General features: G+C 59.0%; 17 protein-coding genes and 1 pseudogene. 10 read left to right on the top strand and 8 right to left on the bottom strand.

The features are described from left to right. Window positions 1–893, bottom strand: an 893-nt coding sequence (locus ABSE61_RS33135) for an ABC transporter ATP-binding protein (protein WP_423875390.1), incomplete at its 3' end; no start/stop codon positions are given. Between the two features lie 283 nt (window positions 894–1,176). Here ABSE61_RS33135 and ABSE61_RS33140 point away from each other — a divergent pair. Then, window positions 1,177–1,449, top strand: a complete 273-nt coding sequence (locus tag ABSE61_RS33140; protein ID WP_423875391.1) for a hypothetical protein — start codon at window positions 1,177–1,179, stop codon at window positions 1,447–1,449. Between the two features lie 185 nt (window positions 1,450–1,634). Here ABSE61_RS33140 and ABSE61_RS33145 read toward each other — a convergent pair whose 3' ends face one another. The 3 genes from ABSE61_RS33145 to ABSE61_RS33155 all read right to left on the bottom strand — a co-directional run bounded on the left by ABSE61_RS33145 (window position 1,635) and on the right by ABSE61_RS33155 (window position 4,309). After that, window positions 1,635–3,146, bottom strand: coding sequence for a class I adenylate-forming enzyme family protein (locus ABSE61_RS33145; protein ID WP_423875392.1), 1,512 nt, complete (start codon window positions 3,144–3,146; stop codon window positions 1,635–1,637). A 95-nt stretch (window positions 3,147–3,241) separates the two neighbouring features. Then, window positions 3,242–3,952 carry a MarC family protein gene (locus ABSE61_RS33150; RefSeq protein ID WP_423875393.1) on the bottom strand — a complete coding sequence of 237 codons (711 nt, stop codon included), beginning with the start codon at window positions 3,950–3,952 and terminating at the stop codon, window positions 3,242–3,244. Between the two features lie 6 nt (window positions 3,953–3,958). Further along, a complete protein-coding gene (locus tag ABSE61_RS33155; RefSeq protein WP_423875394.1) occupies window positions 3,959–4,309 on the bottom strand; it encodes a hypothetical protein in 351 nt (116 codons plus the stop codon). A gap of 206 nt (window positions 4,310–4,515) precedes the next feature. Here ABSE61_RS33155 and ABSE61_RS33160 point away from each other — a divergent pair, with 206 nt between their 5' ends. From ABSE61_RS33160 to ABSE61_RS33195, 8 genes are all read left to right on the top strand, one after another. Then, a complete protein-coding gene (locus ABSE61_RS33160) occupies window positions 4,516–4,797 on the top strand; it encodes a hypothetical protein (protein ID WP_423875395.1) in 282 nt (93 codons plus the stop codon). Between the two features lie 93 nt (window positions 4,798–4,890). Next, complete coding sequence (locus ABSE61_RS33165) at window positions 4,891–5,952, top strand: FUSC family protein (protein WP_423875396.1); 1,062 nt, start codon at window positions 4,891–4,893, stop codon at window positions 5,950–5,952. Between the two features lie 171 nt (window positions 5,953–6,123). Then, window positions 6,124–7,563, top strand: coding sequence for a DUF4403 family protein (locus ABSE61_RS33170; protein ID WP_423875397.1), 1,440 nt, complete (start codon window positions 6,124–6,126; stop codon window positions 7,561–7,563). Window positions 7,564–7,566: 3 nt separating this feature from the next. Further along, window positions 7,567–8,781: an alpha/beta fold hydrolase gene (locus ABSE61_RS33175; RefSeq protein ID WP_423875398.1), complete on the top strand. Its 1,215-nt coding sequence runs from the start codon at window positions 7,567–7,569 to the stop codon at window positions 8,779–8,781. Between the two features lie 79 nt (window positions 8,782–8,860). Continuing rightward, window positions 8,861–9,736, top strand: a complete 876-nt coding sequence (locus ABSE61_RS33180; protein ID WP_423875399.1) for an FAD-dependent monooxygenase — start codon at window positions 8,861–8,863, stop codon at window positions 9,734–9,736. A 33-nt stretch (window positions 9,737–9,769) separates the two neighbouring features. Then, window positions 9,770–9,988 (top strand): hypothetical protein, encoded by a 219-nt coding sequence (locus tag ABSE61_RS33185; RefSeq protein ID WP_423875400.1) that lies wholly within the window; start codon window positions 9,770–9,772, stop codon window positions 9,986–9,988. A 109-nt stretch (window positions 9,989–10,097) separates the two neighbouring features. Then, on the top strand, window positions 10,098–10,790 hold the full coding sequence (locus ABSE61_RS33190) for a glutathione S-transferase C-terminal domain-containing protein (protein ID WP_423875402.1): 693 nt from the start codon (window positions 10,098–10,100) through the stop codon (window positions 10,788–10,790). A gap of 205 nt (window positions 10,791–10,995) precedes the next feature. Continuing rightward, window positions 10,996–11,928 (top strand): LysR substrate-binding domain-containing protein, encoded by a 933-nt coding sequence (locus ABSE61_RS33195; RefSeq protein ID WP_423875403.1) that lies wholly within the window; start codon window positions 10,996–10,998, stop codon window positions 11,926–11,928. Between the two features lie 150 nt (window positions 11,929–12,078). On the opposite strand, the gene ABSE61_RS33200 is transcribed toward ABSE61_RS33195, so the two are convergent. The 3 genes from ABSE61_RS33200 to ABSE61_RS33210 all read right to left on the bottom strand — a co-directional run bounded on the left by ABSE61_RS33200 (window position 12,079) and on the right by ABSE61_RS33210 (window position 14,296). Then, complete coding sequence (locus ABSE61_RS33200; RefSeq protein ID WP_423875404.1) at window positions 12,079–12,312, bottom strand: hypothetical protein; 234 nt, start codon at window positions 12,310–12,312, stop codon at window positions 12,079–12,081. 77 nt (window positions 12,313–12,389) lie between these two features. After that, window positions 12,390–13,397 (bottom strand): alpha/beta hydrolase family protein, encoded by a 1,008-nt coding sequence (locus ABSE61_RS33205; protein ID WP_490338384.1) that lies wholly within the window; start codon window positions 13,395–13,397, stop codon window positions 12,390–12,392. Continuing rightward, on the bottom strand, window positions 13,307–14,296 hold the full coding sequence (locus tag ABSE61_RS33210) for an alpha/beta hydrolase (protein WP_423875406.1): 990 nt from the start codon (window positions 14,294–14,296) through the stop codon (window positions 13,307–13,309). Before ABSE61_RS33210 ends, ABSE61_RS33205 begins: the two co-directional genes overlap by 91 nt. A 290-nt stretch (window positions 14,297–14,586) precedes the next feature. Here ABSE61_RS33210 and ABSE61_RS33215 point away from each other — a divergent pair. Continuing rightward, window positions 14,587–15,288 (top strand): annotated as a pseudogene (locus ABSE61_RS33215) (IS5 family transposase). A gap of 97 nt (window positions 15,289–15,385) precedes the next feature. Here ABSE61_RS33215 and ABSE61_RS33220 read toward each other — a convergent pair. Then, window positions 15,386–16,306 (bottom strand): LysR family transcriptional regulator, encoded by a 921-nt coding sequence (locus ABSE61_RS33220; protein WP_423875407.1) that lies wholly within the window; start codon window positions 16,304–16,306, stop codon window positions 15,386–15,388. Window positions 16,307–16,385: the final 79 nt, after the last annotated feature.

The raw sequence follows: 16,385 nt of genomic DNA on the forward strand, positions 1-16,385 counted from the left end.
AGATAAGCGAGGTAAACCGTCAGCGCGCCCGCGGTCATGTTGCCCGTGACTATCAAGGAAGTGCCTCGGCAGAGCACGATTGCCGTACAGATGGCGACGACAATATTGACGATCGGGGACATCATCGATTTGATTTTGCGCGCGCGCAACGCGGCGGCTACTGTCGCATGGCTGGCTTGTTCGAGGTGCGCCAGCTCGAGCTCCTGACGGCCAAACGCCTTGGTCACGCGAATCGACCCCAGCCCTCGCTGCACGATCGACAGCAATTCGCTTTGCCGGACACGAACCGCACGCGTAGCGTCCTTTACGATCTTCTTGAAATGGAAGATGAACAACAAAAGCATGGGTGCGAACCCAACCGCGATCAGCGTAAAGTCCCACTCAAGCCAGAACATCAACGCCACCATGAACAGGATCGTCAAGAGGTCGACGACGATCGACAGTGTCGATGACGAGGCGAAATCCTGAATGGTGGCGACATCGCTGGTGATCGTCGAAACCAGCGTTCCTACCTTGGCATGGTCGTAATAACGCAGCGAAAGCCGGTGCAGGTGCTCGTAAATCCGCAAGCGCAGGTCATTTGCGACCCATTGGCCGGCGCTGGTCGTGAAATAATTGTCGATATAGCTCGCGATGGCCCCGACGATCGCGATCACCAGCGTGGCGACGCCGGCAAATAACGCGACGCCAAGCGTGTGCCGGCCGAATCCCGCATATTGGTGCGCCCAGTCCAGCCAGTGCGGGAGGTGATGATCGTTAAGAGCATTGTCGATCACAAGCTTCAGTGGCCAGGGTACGGCAAGTCCCATCGCAATCTCGACAAGCATGGCGGCCAACACAATCGTGAGCCATGCGCGATAAGGCCGTAAAAGATCGATGACCAGCCGTGACATTTCCCCATCTCCTCAGCAAAAAACGACGCGTGGAAGAAGTGCCGCATCGCCACGGGCAGAGGAATGATCCGGTATGCGGTCAAAAACAAATATGGCTTCGATATGCAGGTATCGGCGCAAGCGATGGATCGCATCGGATGGCCGCTCGCCGCTATGGCCTCGCCATCGGCGGTACCTATGACCACATACTCAAACCGTATTTGCTCCAAAGCGCCTTTTCGGCGACTGAAGCGCCACGCAACGCGACCGGACATTTTGTCTGCGGAGCCACTGCGCTGAAATCTTGCAAAAGGAAAACGACAATGATCGATACCAAAATCTCCCGCCGCGGGCCACAATCGGGCTGTTCGCCGCGACCGTGAAATCTGCCGAGGCTTATCAGGGCAACATGGAACGCGCACTGGGCTCGCTCCAGGAAGCGCTCCAGTCGTTGCAGGAGTCGACGCCGAACAAGGGCGGACACCGCGAGCGGGCGATGAACCTGGTGCGGCAAGCCATGGCTGAAACACAGGCCGGCATACAGTTTGCCAATCAACATGGCGGCGGCGGCTACTGATACCACCTCAGAAAGACAGGAGACAGGCGCGCCGTTGCGGTTGCGCTTGTCTGGCAGCCGCGAGATGCCAACGTAGAAGACTCAAGGCCAGAACCATCAGATCAAGCCGGACCGTTCCGGCGCGGCTCAACCAGCCGGCCTGTTCATCATCCGACGGCAGTTGAAGATCACAGCCCCTGACGCGGTCAGGCAGCCAGCAGGCAGCTCGCCAGCTGCTTGATCGCGGCCCGATCGGGCTTGCCCTGCTCCGTAAGCGGTATGCTGTCGACCGCAAGCACCACAAGCGATTTGGCTACGGAGTTGCCAAAGCGATCCGAAACGGCCTGGCGGCATTCTTTCGCCGCGACCGACATACCCGGCCAGGCGATCACGGCAGCGATCGTGAGTTGCGCTTCGAGATTTCTGACCACGACAGCATTGCGGATCGCGGGAAGCCGGCACAGCGCATCTTCGATGTCGGTTGGACCAACTAGGACGCCGTTCACATCTTGAATATCTGCCGCACGGCCGAGGATATGCAAAAGCATATCCTGATCGAAGCGGCCAAGATCACCGGTGATGTACCATCCGTCGCGAAAATGTTGTGCGGTCAAATCAGGGTTGTTGCGATAGCCACTAGCCATGGCCGGTGAATGCACTTCGATGATGCCGGCCTCACCAGCATCGGCCAAACGGCCGTCAGCGCGGCGCAAGCGAACGCCTACGCCAGGAAGAACCCGACCGGCCGACGTCAAGAACCCCGATCGCGTCACATCATAATCCATCGGCGCAAGGACGCTCACCAGGCCCATTTCGCTGGCACCATAGACGTGCCCGACGATCGGTCCCAGCCGCTCACGGGCCCGCAGCCGGAGCGTTCGCGGCGCCGAAGCACCGACATGTGTCAATGAACGAAGAGATGACAGGTCGTAAGATTTGAGCCCCGCGTTGTCCATCAGATCGAACAGCTGCGGCTCGACCAGAAACAGATCGGTGACCTTTTCCGCTTCGATGGTTGAGAGCGTGTCGACCGCTTCATATGCCGCACGGAGAACGACCTTGCCGCCTCCCAGCAGGGTGATGTCGACCAGGACCTGAGAGATATAAGCGAGCGGCCCGTTGATCAACTGCACACGATCTCTGGGACTTGGCGCGCTGACCATCGTGGTGTAGCGAGCAAAGCTGCGGCAACTGCCTTTTGGGACGCCGGTCGAGCCGCCCGAGGACGACACAGTCGCGAGGTCGTTCGGGTCAGCCGCGACCGGAAACGGATCAGCCGACGCTGTCTGCGCCAGGGCATCCAACCGGCCAATCGAACCGGCCTTGTCGAAACCGACCGTAGCATAGCGAACATCGACCGCATCGACGAGATACCGGGCGGTCTCTGGAAACACGACCAGCATATCCGGCGCGATCCGTTCGATTAGAGCCTGACGCTGGCCATCCGTTGCAGGCGCCGAGAGATAAACCGTCGCTGCACCAAGAACATGGGCCGCATAGCGAAGCGCGAGCGCTTCCGGACGGTTCGGCGCAAACATCCCAAGCAGCGTGCCGCGGCCGATTCCCAGATCCCGCAAAACCCTTGCAAACCGGAAAATCGACGAACGAAATATGTCGCCGGAGATGTCCACTCCATCATGACGGACGACCGCGGTGCGGCCCGATCGCTGCAATTCCCGGAGCAGCCGGGAGATATAGATATCGTCGATCGTCATCATGCTACTCCGGCAAATCGCGGTGCCGCATCAATGATCCGGCGATTGTCCCAACACAAATATGGCTTCGATATACCGGCATCCGCGTCCGCGATGGCTCACAGAGCGAGCAGAGCCGTGCCTTGCAGATTGGGCAAGGACGCGTCGTGCAGACTTCCGATCAACTCGGTCAGGCCGCCCCAGGCGATCTGAACACCGATACAGACCAGAATGAAGGCGGACAGCCGCACCAGCACGTTGACGCCTGCGCTACCGAGACATCGCGCCAGCGGCGAGGCGAATCGGTATGTCAGGTAGATCGTCAACGCCAGCGCCAACAGCCCGAGCAATGCGGAGCAAAGCACGAGCACGACATGCGCCGTGTCGGTTCGGTTCGCGTGGTGAGCGCCGATCGTCAAGGCGACGGATATCGAGCCGGGGCCCACCGTCAGCGGCAGCGTTAACGGATAAAAGCTGTCGTGCGCGACGCGCGATGGACCGATCTCCGGCGATGATTCGGCAGTCGGACGATCACCGCCATTGAGGAGATTCCAGCGCATGAACGCCACCAGCGCCCCGCCCGCGACGCGCACGGCCGGGATCGTGACGCCAAAGAATTGCAGGATATAGGAGCCGAAGAGCATCGCGCCGAGCAGCAGAAGGAAGCTGTTGATCGCGACGCTCAATGCGAGCTTGTTGCGATCGTCTCCGGCCGCATCGCGGGTCAGCGACAGGAACATCGGCGCCGCCCCAAGCGGATTGACCACGGGAAAAAGCCCGGCATAGACGAGAAGGAAGGCGCCGGCGATATCGCGCTCAGGACCGATCATCTTCTATTACCGGAAGTGTTCGGGCTGAAGACGGCTGGAGCCGACGTTGTCGAATTCGGCCTGGCAGGCAGGATGAAGCCGCTCACGGTTTTGAAGCAAACAAGCCTCGATCTTGCCGACGTTCGGAATGTCCTCGCGGCAGAACCGAAACGCGTCTCCCATGCATGCGGCGCGCTGTTGAGGCGTTCCCGCGGCGAACACCGGGGTAGTGAAAGCCATTGCCGCTACGACCAGCGTGCCGCCAATGACAGTGATTGCCCGCCTGTTCTTTTTCATCTTGTGCTCCTGTGATTGAGAATGAACACCGCCTTCATGGCGGATGAGCCGCGAAAAACACCGGCTGCCGTCGAAACACAAATATCGTCTCGCTATGCAGCTATCGTCTTCGCTTATCGCTCGACCGATGAGCGCAGTCGTACCCGTTCGCGGCATGCCATCGCGATCGCCGATACCTGCATATCGAAGTCGTATTTGTGCCGTCGAGCGAGGGCGCCTATTTCGCGGCCATCGATTGAGCCGCCCGGACGGCGGCAAGATTCGAATTGAAATAAAAGGAGAGAAAAATGTTCAAGATGACTTCGATATTGGGCGCGATCGCAGCATTGGCTGTGGGATCGGCGCTCATGATGACGCAGCCTGCCGCCGCCGCCGACGGATGCGGACCTAACCAATATCGCGGGCCGGGTGGCGCCTGCCACCGGTTCGGTTACGGGCCGTATCCGGGCGGCTACTACGGCGCATATCGCAACGGAAATGGCTGCCCTCCCGGCTACTGGCGCGGCCCGTGGGGCCATTGCCGCAACACGCCCTATCATGGCCGGTTGCCCAACGGCTCCTGGAAATGATGAAGCATTCGTCGTGCCGTTCCGGTTGACCCAGTGAGGGCGCCCGGGGCGGCGCAGGCGGATTAAGTTGCCTCCAGTGGTTCGTGACGCAGCATGCAACAGCTTTTGATCTCGATCGACGGCTGGTTCAACCAGATCGACCCCGGCACACATCGCCGTATCAAGGGGCTGCGGCTCGTGACAGCATTTGGCCTCGCTGTCCTCCTTGCTACGGTTCCGCAAATCGCGCACGGGCACGCAACGTCCCTCGGGCCGCTCGCAGCCGGCTTTGCGCTTTGGGCAAGCGTGTCAGAAGGCCGGACGACGCGTTATGAATCCGCCGTCGACCTGGTTTTGCTGTGCGTCGCCGCGGGAGTAGGAGCCGCGAGTTACATCGTTCTCGCACCCCTCCTCGGATCAAACTGGTCCGAATTGACGTTGATTTCGGGCAGTTTCTGCGTCGGGTTTTTCAAAAAATTCGGCATCCGCGGAGCCGGACTAGGCTCGCAGCTCTTCATCGGACAACTCCTCGCCTACAACGTTGGTGCGAGGAGTGTCGATGTTGGTACCATCGTTCTGGCCGTTGCGCTGGCTATTCTGGCGTCGGTCGTTCCGAGAATGCTCAGCGGTCCGGCCGAGCAGCCGGTCATCGCGCCTTTGCCTTCCATAAAGAAGAACGCCGCCCTCTCCATTTTTTCCGAGCTCTTCATGGGAACGCAAGCCGCGATAGCCTCCCTGGCTATCGTCATTCTCGGTCACTTCGTCGGTCTGACGGAATCGGCGTGGGCCATCGCCGCATGCACATATGTAGTCGCTGATTCTACACCAGGAACGATCGAACGCGTCCGCCGGCGGATCATCGGCACTTCGATTGGCGTCCCATTGGCGATTGCCTGCCTGCCGTTTGCCGCTCAGGCGCCGTTGGGAATCTGGTTCGCGGCCGCAGCCGCGATGGTCATCTACGCTATTGCGTTACCGGAACATTACGACATCGCCAGCGGCGCCTATGCCTTCGCTTTGATTGCCACCATGGCCGCAAGCGGTGAGTATTCGGTCGCCATCCTGCTCGCGCGCTTGTGGGAGACGGTGATCGGAGGCGCGCTTGGGATGGCCGTACTGTTGCTCATGGCTCCGATACCGCAGCGAACCCGACGTATCGCGGGACGCGCGCATTAAGCCTCAATCGCGGTGCCCCTCACGCTGTAACGCGTTGATTTTCCAAACGGCTGCCCGAAAATTCTCTGGCCATATGTCTCTGCGATACCTGCATATCAAAGCCGTATTTGTTTTCGGTGCGACCCTCGGTCATTTGTGGCGCCAAGCTTCAAACCAACAAGGTGCTTCATCATGACATCAACTTCGATCCCGCGAAATCGCCGCGGCCGTTCGGCCGCAACCCGATCGACTTGCGCAAGCCTGGCGGCGCTAGCTCTTTTGGGATTCGGCTCCCACGCGTTCGCTGCCGACAAGCCGCCTGTTTCTCCCGACACGGTCGCCCCCTTTTCAACGGACTCCCGCATTTCGGCGACTGTCGAATTCGGATTGCGAACCCTGGCGTCGGATATCGAGGCAGACATTCCGCAGCGGCTTGCATCGATCGACGAGCAGGTGAGCTGCGTACATCGGCGCGTGCTGTTTTTCCGGGTCAACGCGAATTGCGACATCTACGGTTACGTCAACCGATCCGGCCCGGTGTCCCTCTATGGCCGCGGCGATCGCGTCTACGGTTCGGTGCCGATCTATGGCGCGCTTGAGGGCCAAGGCGCCAACCGGTTCACGTCCCGAATCCATGGCCAGACCGAGGCCAGCGCCACCATCGAGGCGGAAGCTCGCCCGGAACTGACAAAGGACTGGTCGGTCGATTTGAATTTCAGTGACGGCTTTCACTGGAGCGCGCCGCCGGTGATGCATGTCCTGGGTCGCGAAATTCAGCTTTCGAAATATGCCGAACCGCGCATCCACGAGCAGCTTGCGCACGTTCGCGAACGGGCTCTCGCTGCCGCAAGGCGGCTCGACCTCCACGCCAAGGCTGAGGCCGCATGGCAGCACGCTTTCACGCCGGTGCAACTCTCAGAAAACCCGCCGGTGTGGCTGCAGCTGGCCCCGCAAAGCGTCGCGTTCGCTGGCGTTCGGGCGAGTTCAACCGTGTTGAGCGGATCGCTCGAGCTGTCCGGCTCGGCCTCTACGGTGGTTGGGCAGCAGCCGGCGAACGTGACGCCGACGTCCTTGCCGGCGCTAGGTCATGAGGTCAGCGAGCCGGGATCGTTCGACGTGATTCTGCCGGTCCATGTCGGTTATGACGTGCTGAGGGACAAGATCACCCAGGCGATCGCCATGCACCCGCCGGTGGCGGGCCTGTCCGTCCACGACATCGACGTCTACCCCTCTGCGGGCAAGCTGGTGGTCGGTCTTCGCATCGCCAACAGTGCCGACAGCGACCCGAACGCCGGGCGTTGGGTCTATCTGACCGCCGCGCTTCAAGTCGACGCCGATGGCCACGCCGTACGCTTGTCCGGTCTCGGCGTCATCTCCACTGACGAGGAGCTGTCACCCATCATCGACCCCATCGTGGCGCAGTTGCAAAGCAAAGTGAGCGCGGACTATGGCGTGGCTTACCAGAACCTTCTCAATGCCGCGAACAGCAAGCTGACGCGTCCGCTAAAGGACGGCTTCCGGATGGAAGGCCATCTCGATTCCGCGAAACTCGAGAAGGTCTATCTGCCCGCGGACGGCATCACCATTGCGCTCCGCGCCAGCGGCCAATTGAAACTTCTCTACGGGATGTGAGCTATGACATCGATATCGAAATTGTTTCTCCGTTCAGCCCGCCTGCTCTCGATCTGTCGCAAGCTAATGCTTGCGGCAGCCTTCTTGCCGCTATCATTTTTTGCGGCCCCGGCTTCGGCGCAGACTCCGTTCTATGACGCTCCGAGGTCACTGCTTGCCGGTCAACCGGGCACGCTGGTCCGCCAGGAGACGATCGAGGGAGCGCCGCTCGGCGCCACCGCCTATCGTGTCCTCTATCGGTCGACCGGAATGAAGGGAGAGCCGATCTTCGTTTCGGGCGTCGTCATCATCCCACAGGGCGATCCGCCGCCCGGCGGACGCCCCATCGTCGCCTGGGCGCATCCGACGTCAGGCGTCACGCCTGCTTGTGCGCCGTCGCTTGCGATGTTCCTGTTCCAGCAAATTCAGGGACTGCGGTCGTTCATAGAGCACGGCTACGTTGTTGCAGCCACCGACTATCCGGGCCTTGGTACGCCCCAGACCCATCCTTACCTGGTCGGTGACAGTGAAGGCCGGGCCGTGATCGATTCGGTCCGTGTTGCCGGGACAATGCCCGGTGCCGGCGGTGGAAAGCGCTTCACCGTGTGGGGCCATTCGCAAGGTGGCCAAGCCGCTTTGTTCACCGGGCTCCTTGCAAAGACCTACGCCCCGGAATTGACATTGCTCGGAGTCGCTGCGGCAGCCCCTGCAACCGATCTTGTCACGCTCATGAACGACGACATCAATTCGGTCGGCGGCAAGAACATTACTGCGATGACCCTGTGGTCATGGCACCGCGTCTACAACGCATCGCTGGATAAGATTCTCGATCCCGTCGCGATGCCGACGGTCGACCGCTTGGCGGGCGAATGCATCGAAGGCCCGTTCGACTTGGCGGAGAGGCAGCGAACCGAGCGGCCCCTTGAACAGCATTTTCTAAAGGTAGAAGGCCCTGCCGACATCGAACCTTGGCACTCCTTACTGGAAAAGAATACGCCGGGGCCGCTTCCTTCCGACTTGCCCGTCTTTCTGGCGCAGGGCACGACCGACCAGATCATCCGGCCGGAGGTCACCGAGAACTACATGAAAAAACTGTGCGCGGCTGGGAGCAAGGTCAGGATGATGATTCTGCCTAACATCGGACATGGTCGCGCTGCTCAGGCAAGCACGATGGCGGTGGTGCGCTGGATCGCAGACAGGTTCGCCGGTGAAGCAGCGCCCAGCGACTGCGCGCTCTAGTGCAGCGCGCAGATCCCCGCGGCAACTGACAATTGACTATCCTGCCCGCCGTCTGGCTCAGGCTTGAAGGAGTAAGCTCATGTCGAAAGTGCTGATATCAGGCGCCAGTATTGCGGGGCCAACCCTCGCTTACTGGCTTTCCAAAGCCGGCTTCGACGTCACTGTGATAGAACGTGCGAAAGCCCCTCGCGCTGGAGGCCAGGCCATCGACATCCGCGGGCCGGCGCTCAAGGTCGTCAAGGAAATGGGCTTGCTTGATCAAGTCGCATCCATGCGAACGCATCTGAAAGGAATGTCGACGCTAGATATCGACGGTCGGGAGGTATCACGCACCGAAGAACGGACGATCAGTGGAGGCAGGTTCAACAGCGGCGATATCGAGATCCTGCGCGACGATCTCGCCGGGCTTCTCCTGAGCGCCAGCCAGCCAACGGCATCTTATAGATACGGCGACACAATCACTGCCTTGCAACAAGACGACACAGGCGTATCCGTCAGTTTCGAAACAGCAGCACCTCAACGGTTCGACCTCGTCGTGGGAGCCGACGGAGTTTACTCGAACACCCGGCATCTCGCTTTCGGCAATGACACTGCTTTCGTTCGGCCGCTGGGCATCGTGCTTTCGATCTTTACGACCCCAAATTTGTTGAACCTGCAAGACTGGCAAATTGCCTATCGCGATGAAACCTCCGGTTATGTAATATATCCGGCCAGGGAAAATAAACAGCTCCGCGTAAACCTCGGCTTTGGACAGCTTCCGGAAGACGACGTCCGAGGCAGCGTTGCCGCCCAAAAGGCTTTGGTGGCGAAGCGATGCGGTCATCTGGGCGGAGACATTCCTCGCCTGATTCAAGCCATGTTCGCAACAGAGGATTTCTATTTCGGTGCCTTGGCGCAGGTGAGGATTGAAAGCTGTTCGAAAGGCCGGGTGACGCTCGTAGGCGATGCGGCTTAATGACAATCGCCTTTCACAGGACAGGGCACCAGTTTGGCTCTGATCGGCGCTTTCGTTCTCGCCAAAGAACTGGCGCGGAGCCCGGAGAACGTTACAGCCGCGTTCGATCGCAGCGAAAGACGCATGTTGCCGTTTGTTCGCAAGAATCAGGACATGCTGGATCTCTCACGGCATGGGCCTATTCCAGACGATGTTTTCGATGCCGCCAAGAACGCGATCGATATCGACGATCTGCTTGAGAGTAAAAATTGAGTCAGCAGTTCGCATTTCGCAGGCCAACTCCAATCATCAGATTGTCAGGCTTGCAGCGTTCGCTTTTTGAAGTAACTTGGGGCGGTGTTTAACTCACGCACGGACCATCATGCTCACGCTATATTCCTATCCGCCGCTGTTCGGCGTCGCCGACAACAACGGCTATGGTCTCAAGGTGTTCGCTTTTCTAAGGCTCGCCAGTGTGCCATTTCAACACGAGCACATATTCGATGCGTCCGATGCGCCGCGCGGACAGCTGCCTTACATCGTCGACGGCCACGATCGTGTCGGCGACAGCGATACCATCATCTCCTATGTTTCCATAAAATACGGCGTGACGCTGGACGCGGCGTTGTCGCCGGCGCAGCGAACGACCAATCTCCTGATCACGCGCACGCTCGACGATCTCTACTGGGCCATGTCGTATTCTCGCTGGAAAGATGAGCGCTATTGGCACCAATTTCGTGATGCGCTCAAGCACGAGCATCCGAATCTTACGGACGAAGGGCTCATGAAAGCCAAGGAATTTAACGCCCAGCGTTACTATTACCAGGGCATCGGCCGCTTCGAGCCCGAGGCTGCGATGGCTCGCGGACTCGCGGACCTTGCTGCGCTCGCAACCTTGGTCCCGCCACATGGCTATGTGCATGGCGACAAGCCGACGAGTATCGATGCGGCGATCTATGGTTTTGTCGCCAATATCTACTTCTACGACATCAAGACCCCATTGAAGGAATTCGTGGTCTCGCGCAGCAGCCTGGCTGAACATTGCCGCGCCATCCATGCCGCGGTCAGCGTGTGATTGCTCGCGCGCTGTTTTAGCCTTCCGATCGCGCTCGGCATTCACCCGAAGCGCCCCAGTTCGTGGCCGCTGGCCGGTTGAACTATCGCGGCGATTGCGAAAGTCAAGTCAGGAAGCTCGGCCAGAGCGGCACCGCTGGGCTCACTTGGTCACCTTGCCGACCGTCAGCTTTAGGTTGATACTGGCGTATATTGGGCAGCGTCGAATGCAATTTCGTCAACTTAGGTATTTCGTAAAAATCGTGGAAGCAGGCAGCTTTTCCAAGGCTGCCCTGGTGGTTCACGTCGCCCAACCGGCCCTCAGTCAACAAATCGCCGAACTGGAACAGCGACTCGGCGTCTCGTTGCTGCAGCGCAGCGCCCGTGGCGTGCGCCCGACTGCGGCTGGCACGGCTCTCTATAAGGAAGCAACCGGACTTCTTCATCAACTGGATCAACTGCCGCTTGTCATTCGCTCCCCCGAGGACGAAATGAAAGGCTTGGTAAATCTCGGAATTGCGATCTCGCTCGCACCCAAGATAATTGGCGGTCTTCTTGAGGAGTGCCGATCGGCGCTGCCGAAAGTCAACGTCCGTCTCTCGGACGGAGACAGCTTGTCGCTTGCGAATAGAATTACGTCGACAACTCTTGACTTGGCGATCATTTACGAAGACGCGCTCGCGGCGCAGGTCATTCGAACACCTTTGTTTCGACAAAGGCTGTATGTTATATCGGCGACCCCGCTTATCGAGGGAAAGGAAACGATCACACTTCGAGAACTCGCCGACTTGCCACTTGTCCTTCCTGCACCGGGAAACGGCCGCCGCGATCTCATTGACCGTACTTTTGCGAATGCAAAGCTCAGCCATCGCGTCGTTCAGGAAGCCGATGCGCTCAGCAGCGAGATGTGGGCTGTTCGTAACGAGGTTGGATGCACAATTCTCCCGGTCGGTGATATGTCGCACTTCGGCCCGCACGCCTTCGTCAAGCCGGTTTTAATTGAACCTTCGATGCATCTCACGTGCTCGATCGTCCGTTCCGGAAACTTGCCTCTCTCGGGTGCAGCAGAGGCACTCCACGATTGCCTCCTGAAATTTATGGCACACCGATCGCGTCAGCCAGACATGCGTGGCCTGGAATGGATCTCAACTAGGGCGTGAACTCATAAATTCAGAGGCGTCGGGGACGCACATTCCGGGCTCGAGTCGGACATCACGGCACTTCCGAAAAGTACCAAACTCGGAAATCCATGCCATGTGGTCGGCTTCCATCCCCTAAGAGCAATCTGAAGCCATTTGCGGCGCACGATTTCAATCCTGGATTTTCTTGACCGCGGCAATCGCGCGCCAGCGGAACACGGCCGCAGCCGCCCAGACCAGGACCGCGGTCCCTGCCGCTGCAAAATCGGATATGCCCGTTTCGATCTTCTTCTGAAACAGGGAAATATAAGGGATCGCGAACCCACCTACGAACAGACTCACGGAAACATTGTTCAGCCACGTGGCCTTTTGTTTAATTTGCTCATTATCTGCGGCTTTACCCATCCTCATCCCCCTCCGCCTTTGTGCCAGCGATCATCTTGGCGCCAACATAGAGCTCCGTAAACCTGCTCGGCGCCGTCTTATTTCACGGCGGACAAGGTCTCATCCAGCCAGTCGTACATGCGGCCATAAGCAAGACGGCTCGCGCCCGCCTCGCAATGAGCCCCTGCGCCCTCGGCGTCGGTGAACATCATAAAAGTCTTGGGACAGGTGAGGTGGTCGAACAACTGCTGGGCCTGACCTTGGAAGAAAAGGTCCTTCTCCGCATCGCATATCAAGGTGGGGCATTTGATCTGCTCGGCGACGCCATCGCGCATATGGAAGGCTTGCGTCGCGGCCAGATAGGCGCGCGGGGTGTCGACGCCGAAAGCATACATGCCGTGGGTGAACGCCCATCGTGCGACACTGCTTGTCTTCATGGCGTTCTCGAGCATCGCGTCGAGTTGCGGCGCACTCGGCGCGGACAAGGCTGCGACGACCGCCTCGCGCTTGTCCGCAGGAATGCTGGAGAGCTGCGCGATGCCGTAGTCGTAGACGCCATCATCGGCGATGCATGCCGCAAGGCGATGTTCGAACGCGGCGGCGCGTGGCGCGAGGTAGCCCCCAAGGCTTTCGCCATGGAGCGCAATCCTTTTCGGGTCGACGTCTTTACGCGTCAGAGCATAGTCGACGACCGGGGTGACTACTTTCTCCCAATCGCCCCGGAAATGTAGCCCTTGCCGGTGGACGGAGGCGAACTGGCCGGGGCCATCGAACACCAGCACGTTGAAGCCCCGCTCGCCCGCGGCCCGCGCACCCATCCAGTGCATCTCCTCCGGAGAGCCGTCGAAGCCATTGTTCAGGATGAGGGTTTTGCGCGGCGCATCCGAGGGTCCGGCCGGATGGAAGTAGCCCGGCAGTGTTGTGCCTTCATACGGGATTTCCACGGCTTCGATCGCCGGCGTGAAGAGGGCCGCGGCTTGCCTGTAGCAAGCCGTGGTCCGCTCGAAGGCGCGCTTCATGCGCGGATCGTGGGGGTTGGCGTGCAGGAAGAACTCGGCGCTGCGATAGTAGCTGGACGCCCGCAGATAATTGTCGCGGGCGCTGATCTTGTGGCCCTTCTTGAGCTGGCTTTCTGCTTCGTCGGCGAGCCTGTCAGCAAAGGCGCTGTGGGCATCGTACCAGCTGTCGTAGTCGCCGGACTTGATGTTCTTGGCAATCGCGATGACCTCGCCGAATTCAGCGCCGCCATATTCGGCCGCACCAAATAGCCGGGAGATCTCGAACCAGAATTGCGGGTCGTCCTTGAAAAGGAGCGCATCGGTTCCCCCCGCGCCCAGCGTAAGTATCGGCGCCTGAGTTTACCGCCGAACGAAAATCCCAGATGCGCGACCTTGCCGTTGCCGAGCTTGCGCGCTTCATTCACGATACCAAGCACAAGCTCGTCGCCTTTGACCGAAAGCGGGATGGTACTTTCACCCGTGCCTGCAATGTCGAAGCCCAAGATCGTCATGCCGAGGCGTTGGGCCAATGCCACGTAGATCGCGTGCAGACCCATTTTGTAGGTATCGACGCCGCCGGTGTAAATCAGCACCGGCGCGCTCGCATACTGGCCTGTCACTGAAAACAGATGCACCGGTGTGCTCACAGTTCCGCCTTGATAGGGGATCGCGAGTATTCTGCGCTCGAATTTGACTGGGAAGCTCGGTGCCGCCTTGAGGTAGCATTCAAGCTGATTTTGCTGCGCCTTGCGTCGCGCATCGTTAGCAAGGCAGGGAAATATAGCAAAACCGTAGGCGAACGACGCGAGAAGCGGATTTCCCGTTTCCAAATATTTCCGGGCGAATGCGGACCATTCGTAAGACCAACCGCCCGGCGAATCTGCCCACATATCTTTGATCGTGGCGCGCAACGTATCGACATCTGCTTTCGGGATGCCGAACGAAACGAATTGACTATAGCGGTCTTCGAAACTGGCGGCGGGACTCAGATCATAGGTGTAGCTCATGCCAGATCTCCCCGAGGGTTGGTTTGCCGTTGGCGGAATGCCGCCAGCCGCATCATGCCTTTGACCCATCCTAGCAGGGAAAACTAGCCCGCCGAAAGCGTGTGCTGGCTTTAGGCACTTGTCCTTGTCGTTTACTGCGGCCTACTTCCATCAGGGTCAATCGCGTCGATTTTGGCAGTCGGCAGCATGTCCGGTTAGCGGCTAATCTCGGAAGTGAGGGATGTCCGAGTTTAACTTTTGAAGGCATCGGTTTGGACGTGATTCAAGCGCCCAAACCGGAGCGTCGAATCATGCGGTATGAACTGACTGACTTTGAATGGACTGCCATCAGGTCGTTCCTTTGGGTTTTACGCACAGGTGCACCATGGCGCGATCTGCCGGAGACCTATGGTCCCCGTACCACTTGTTATAATCGCTTCGTCCGGTGGCGGCGGGCCGGCGTTTGGGATCGGATCATGAATGCGCTGGCCGCAGCTCATGACCCGACGGTGCAGATGATCGATACTTCCATTGTGCGCGTGCACCAGCACGGAGCCTGAATCGCTGATAACAACCAATAAGATGTGGGCCGATCGCGCGGCGGCCTGACAAGCAAGATTCACGCGGTCGTAGATACTAACGGGATGCCAGTCCATCTCGCCCTCACGCCCGGTGAGGCCCACGACGATCGGCTTTGTTCGGTTCTCCTGAGCGCCATGCTGCCACAAACGATGTTACTTGCGGACAGTGGATATGACGCGGACTGGATCAGGGAGCTTGCCCGCCGGCAAGGAGCATGGGCGAACATTCCACCGAAACGAAATCGCAAAGACCCGATCTGCTTCAGCCCATACCTGTATCGCGCACGAAACTTGATCGAACGGTTCTTCAACAAAATCAGGCAATATCGGCGTGTCGCGACCCGATACGACAAACTCGCGGCTAACTACCTAGCCTTCATCAAGCTCGCATCAATCCGTGTTTGGCTGCTCGTTAATGAGTCCGCGTCCTAGCTGAGCGTCTGCTGCCGAAAAGCGATTGAGCAACATCTTCCCATCTGCGCCGTGCGGCAAGCGCAATCCAACGGATGAGATCCAGCGATCTGTGGGTTTAAGCAAGCCAAACCGCACCCGGGCGTTTCGTTCTCTCAATATGTTCCTTTATAAATTGCGCGAGCAATTTCCGAACACTGTCCGCCGCAAGCGTCAGGGAAACGTCGTTCGACCAAATCAGACAACAGGTCAGGTAAAATGCCGGTTCGATCAGCACCGGCTCGGCAAAATCGCCGAAACCAGTCATATCGCCGAGATTGAGAATGGTACTTGCCGCACCAGCGCGGACGGCGGAAAGTTCACTCGCGACTGTAACAGCCTCGGCAGCGATATTTAACGTGAGACCTGCTTCGGCGAAAGTACGCTCAATGACGACGCGGCGCGCGTTCAGTCCGGCAGGCAAAATCAATGGAATCTTGGAGACCTCGGCGAGAGAAATCGTCGTCGCAGAGGTAACTGCTCTGGACACACTGCTTATCAGGTAATGGTTCTGCTGAAAAAGTGGCTGCCGATGCACCACCGGAAAAAATTCGTCTTCAAATGCAAACGCGAGGTCCAAACGATTCTTTTCGACTTCCTCGCGCAGGAACTCGCTGTCACCGTCGATGAATCTGAGCGTAATCTTCGGATGCGCGGCGCGACATTGCGCGATGAATGGCCCAACAAGAGTCGTGGACAGAGACGCGGGCATTCCCACGTTTACGAGCCCTTCGATATCGCCGATGCTCGAACGTACCAGGGCCGGCAAGTTTTCGTACCGACGCAAAATTGCGGAAGCCTCTTCATAAAATCTCCGGCCCATAGCCGTAGGCTTGATGCCCCGTGCACTTCTATGAAGCAGGGCAACTCCCAGGGATGCTTCCAATTCGCCAATCTGCTGGCTCAACGCAGGCTGAGCGACATGGATGGTCCTCGCCGCCTGCGAGAAACTGCCGGCCTCGACGATCCTCACAAAGTAATAGAGATGGCGGTATTGCATCCGCCTTTCCTTCCACTGAAATTCGGCCAGCCTACGTTATCAGCGTGAATTTCACGATCAAGTCGGCACCGTTCGGAGC

This window comes from Bradyrhizobium sp., assembly GCF_049519115.1.
In the GTDB taxonomy this organism is placed as follows: domain Bacteria; phylum Pseudomonadota; class Alphaproteobacteria; order Rhizobiales; family Xanthobacteraceae; genus Bradyrhizobium.

Bases quoted from the DNA above. Each gene is read 5' to 3' on its own strand.
- ABSE61_RS33145 (WP_423875392.1), bottom strand. From the start codon at position 3,146: ATGATGACGATCGACGATATCTATATCTCCCGGCTGCTCCGGGAATTG.
- ABSE61_RS33150 (WP_423875393.1), bottom strand. From the start codon at position 3,952: ATGATCGGTCCTGAGCGCGATATCGCCGGCGCCTTCCTTCTCGTCTAT.
- ABSE61_RS33160 (WP_423875395.1), top strand. From the start codon at position 4,516: ATGTTCAAGATGACTTCGATATTGGGCGCGATCGCAGCATTGGCTGTG.
- ABSE61_RS33165 (WP_423875396.1), top strand. From the start codon at position 4,891: ATGCAACAGCTTTTGATCTCGATCGACGGCTGGTTCAACCAGATCGAC.
- ABSE61_RS33170 (WP_423875397.1), top strand. From the start codon at position 6,124: ATGACATCAACTTCGATCCCGCGAAATCGCCGCGGCCGTTCGGCCGCA.
- ABSE61_RS33175 (WP_423875398.1), top strand. From the start codon at position 7,567: ATGACATCGATATCGAAATTGTTTCTCCGTTCAGCCCGCCTGCTCTCG.
- ABSE61_RS33180 (WP_423875399.1), top strand. From the start codon at position 8,861: ATGTCGAAAGTGCTGATATCAGGCGCCAGTATTGCGGGGCCAACCCTC.
- ABSE61_RS33190 (WP_423875402.1), top strand. From the start codon at position 10,098: ATGCTCACGCTATATTCCTATCCGCCGCTGTTCGGCGTCGCCGACAAC.
- ABSE61_RS33195 (WP_423875403.1), top strand. From the start codon at position 10,996: ATGCAATTTCGTCAACTTAGGTATTTCGTAAAAATCGTGGAAGCAGGC.
- ABSE61_RS33200 (WP_423875404.1), bottom strand. From the start codon at position 12,312: ATGGGTAAAGCCGCAGATAATGAGCAAATTAAACAAAAGGCCACGTGG.
- ABSE61_RS33210 (WP_423875406.1), bottom strand. From the start codon at position 14,296: ATGAGCTACACCTATGATCTGAGTCCCGCCGCCAGTTTCGAAGACCGC.
- ABSE61_RS33220 (WP_423875407.1), bottom strand. From the start codon at position 16,306: ATGCAATACCGCCATCTCTATTACTTTGTGAGGATCGTCGAGGCCGGC.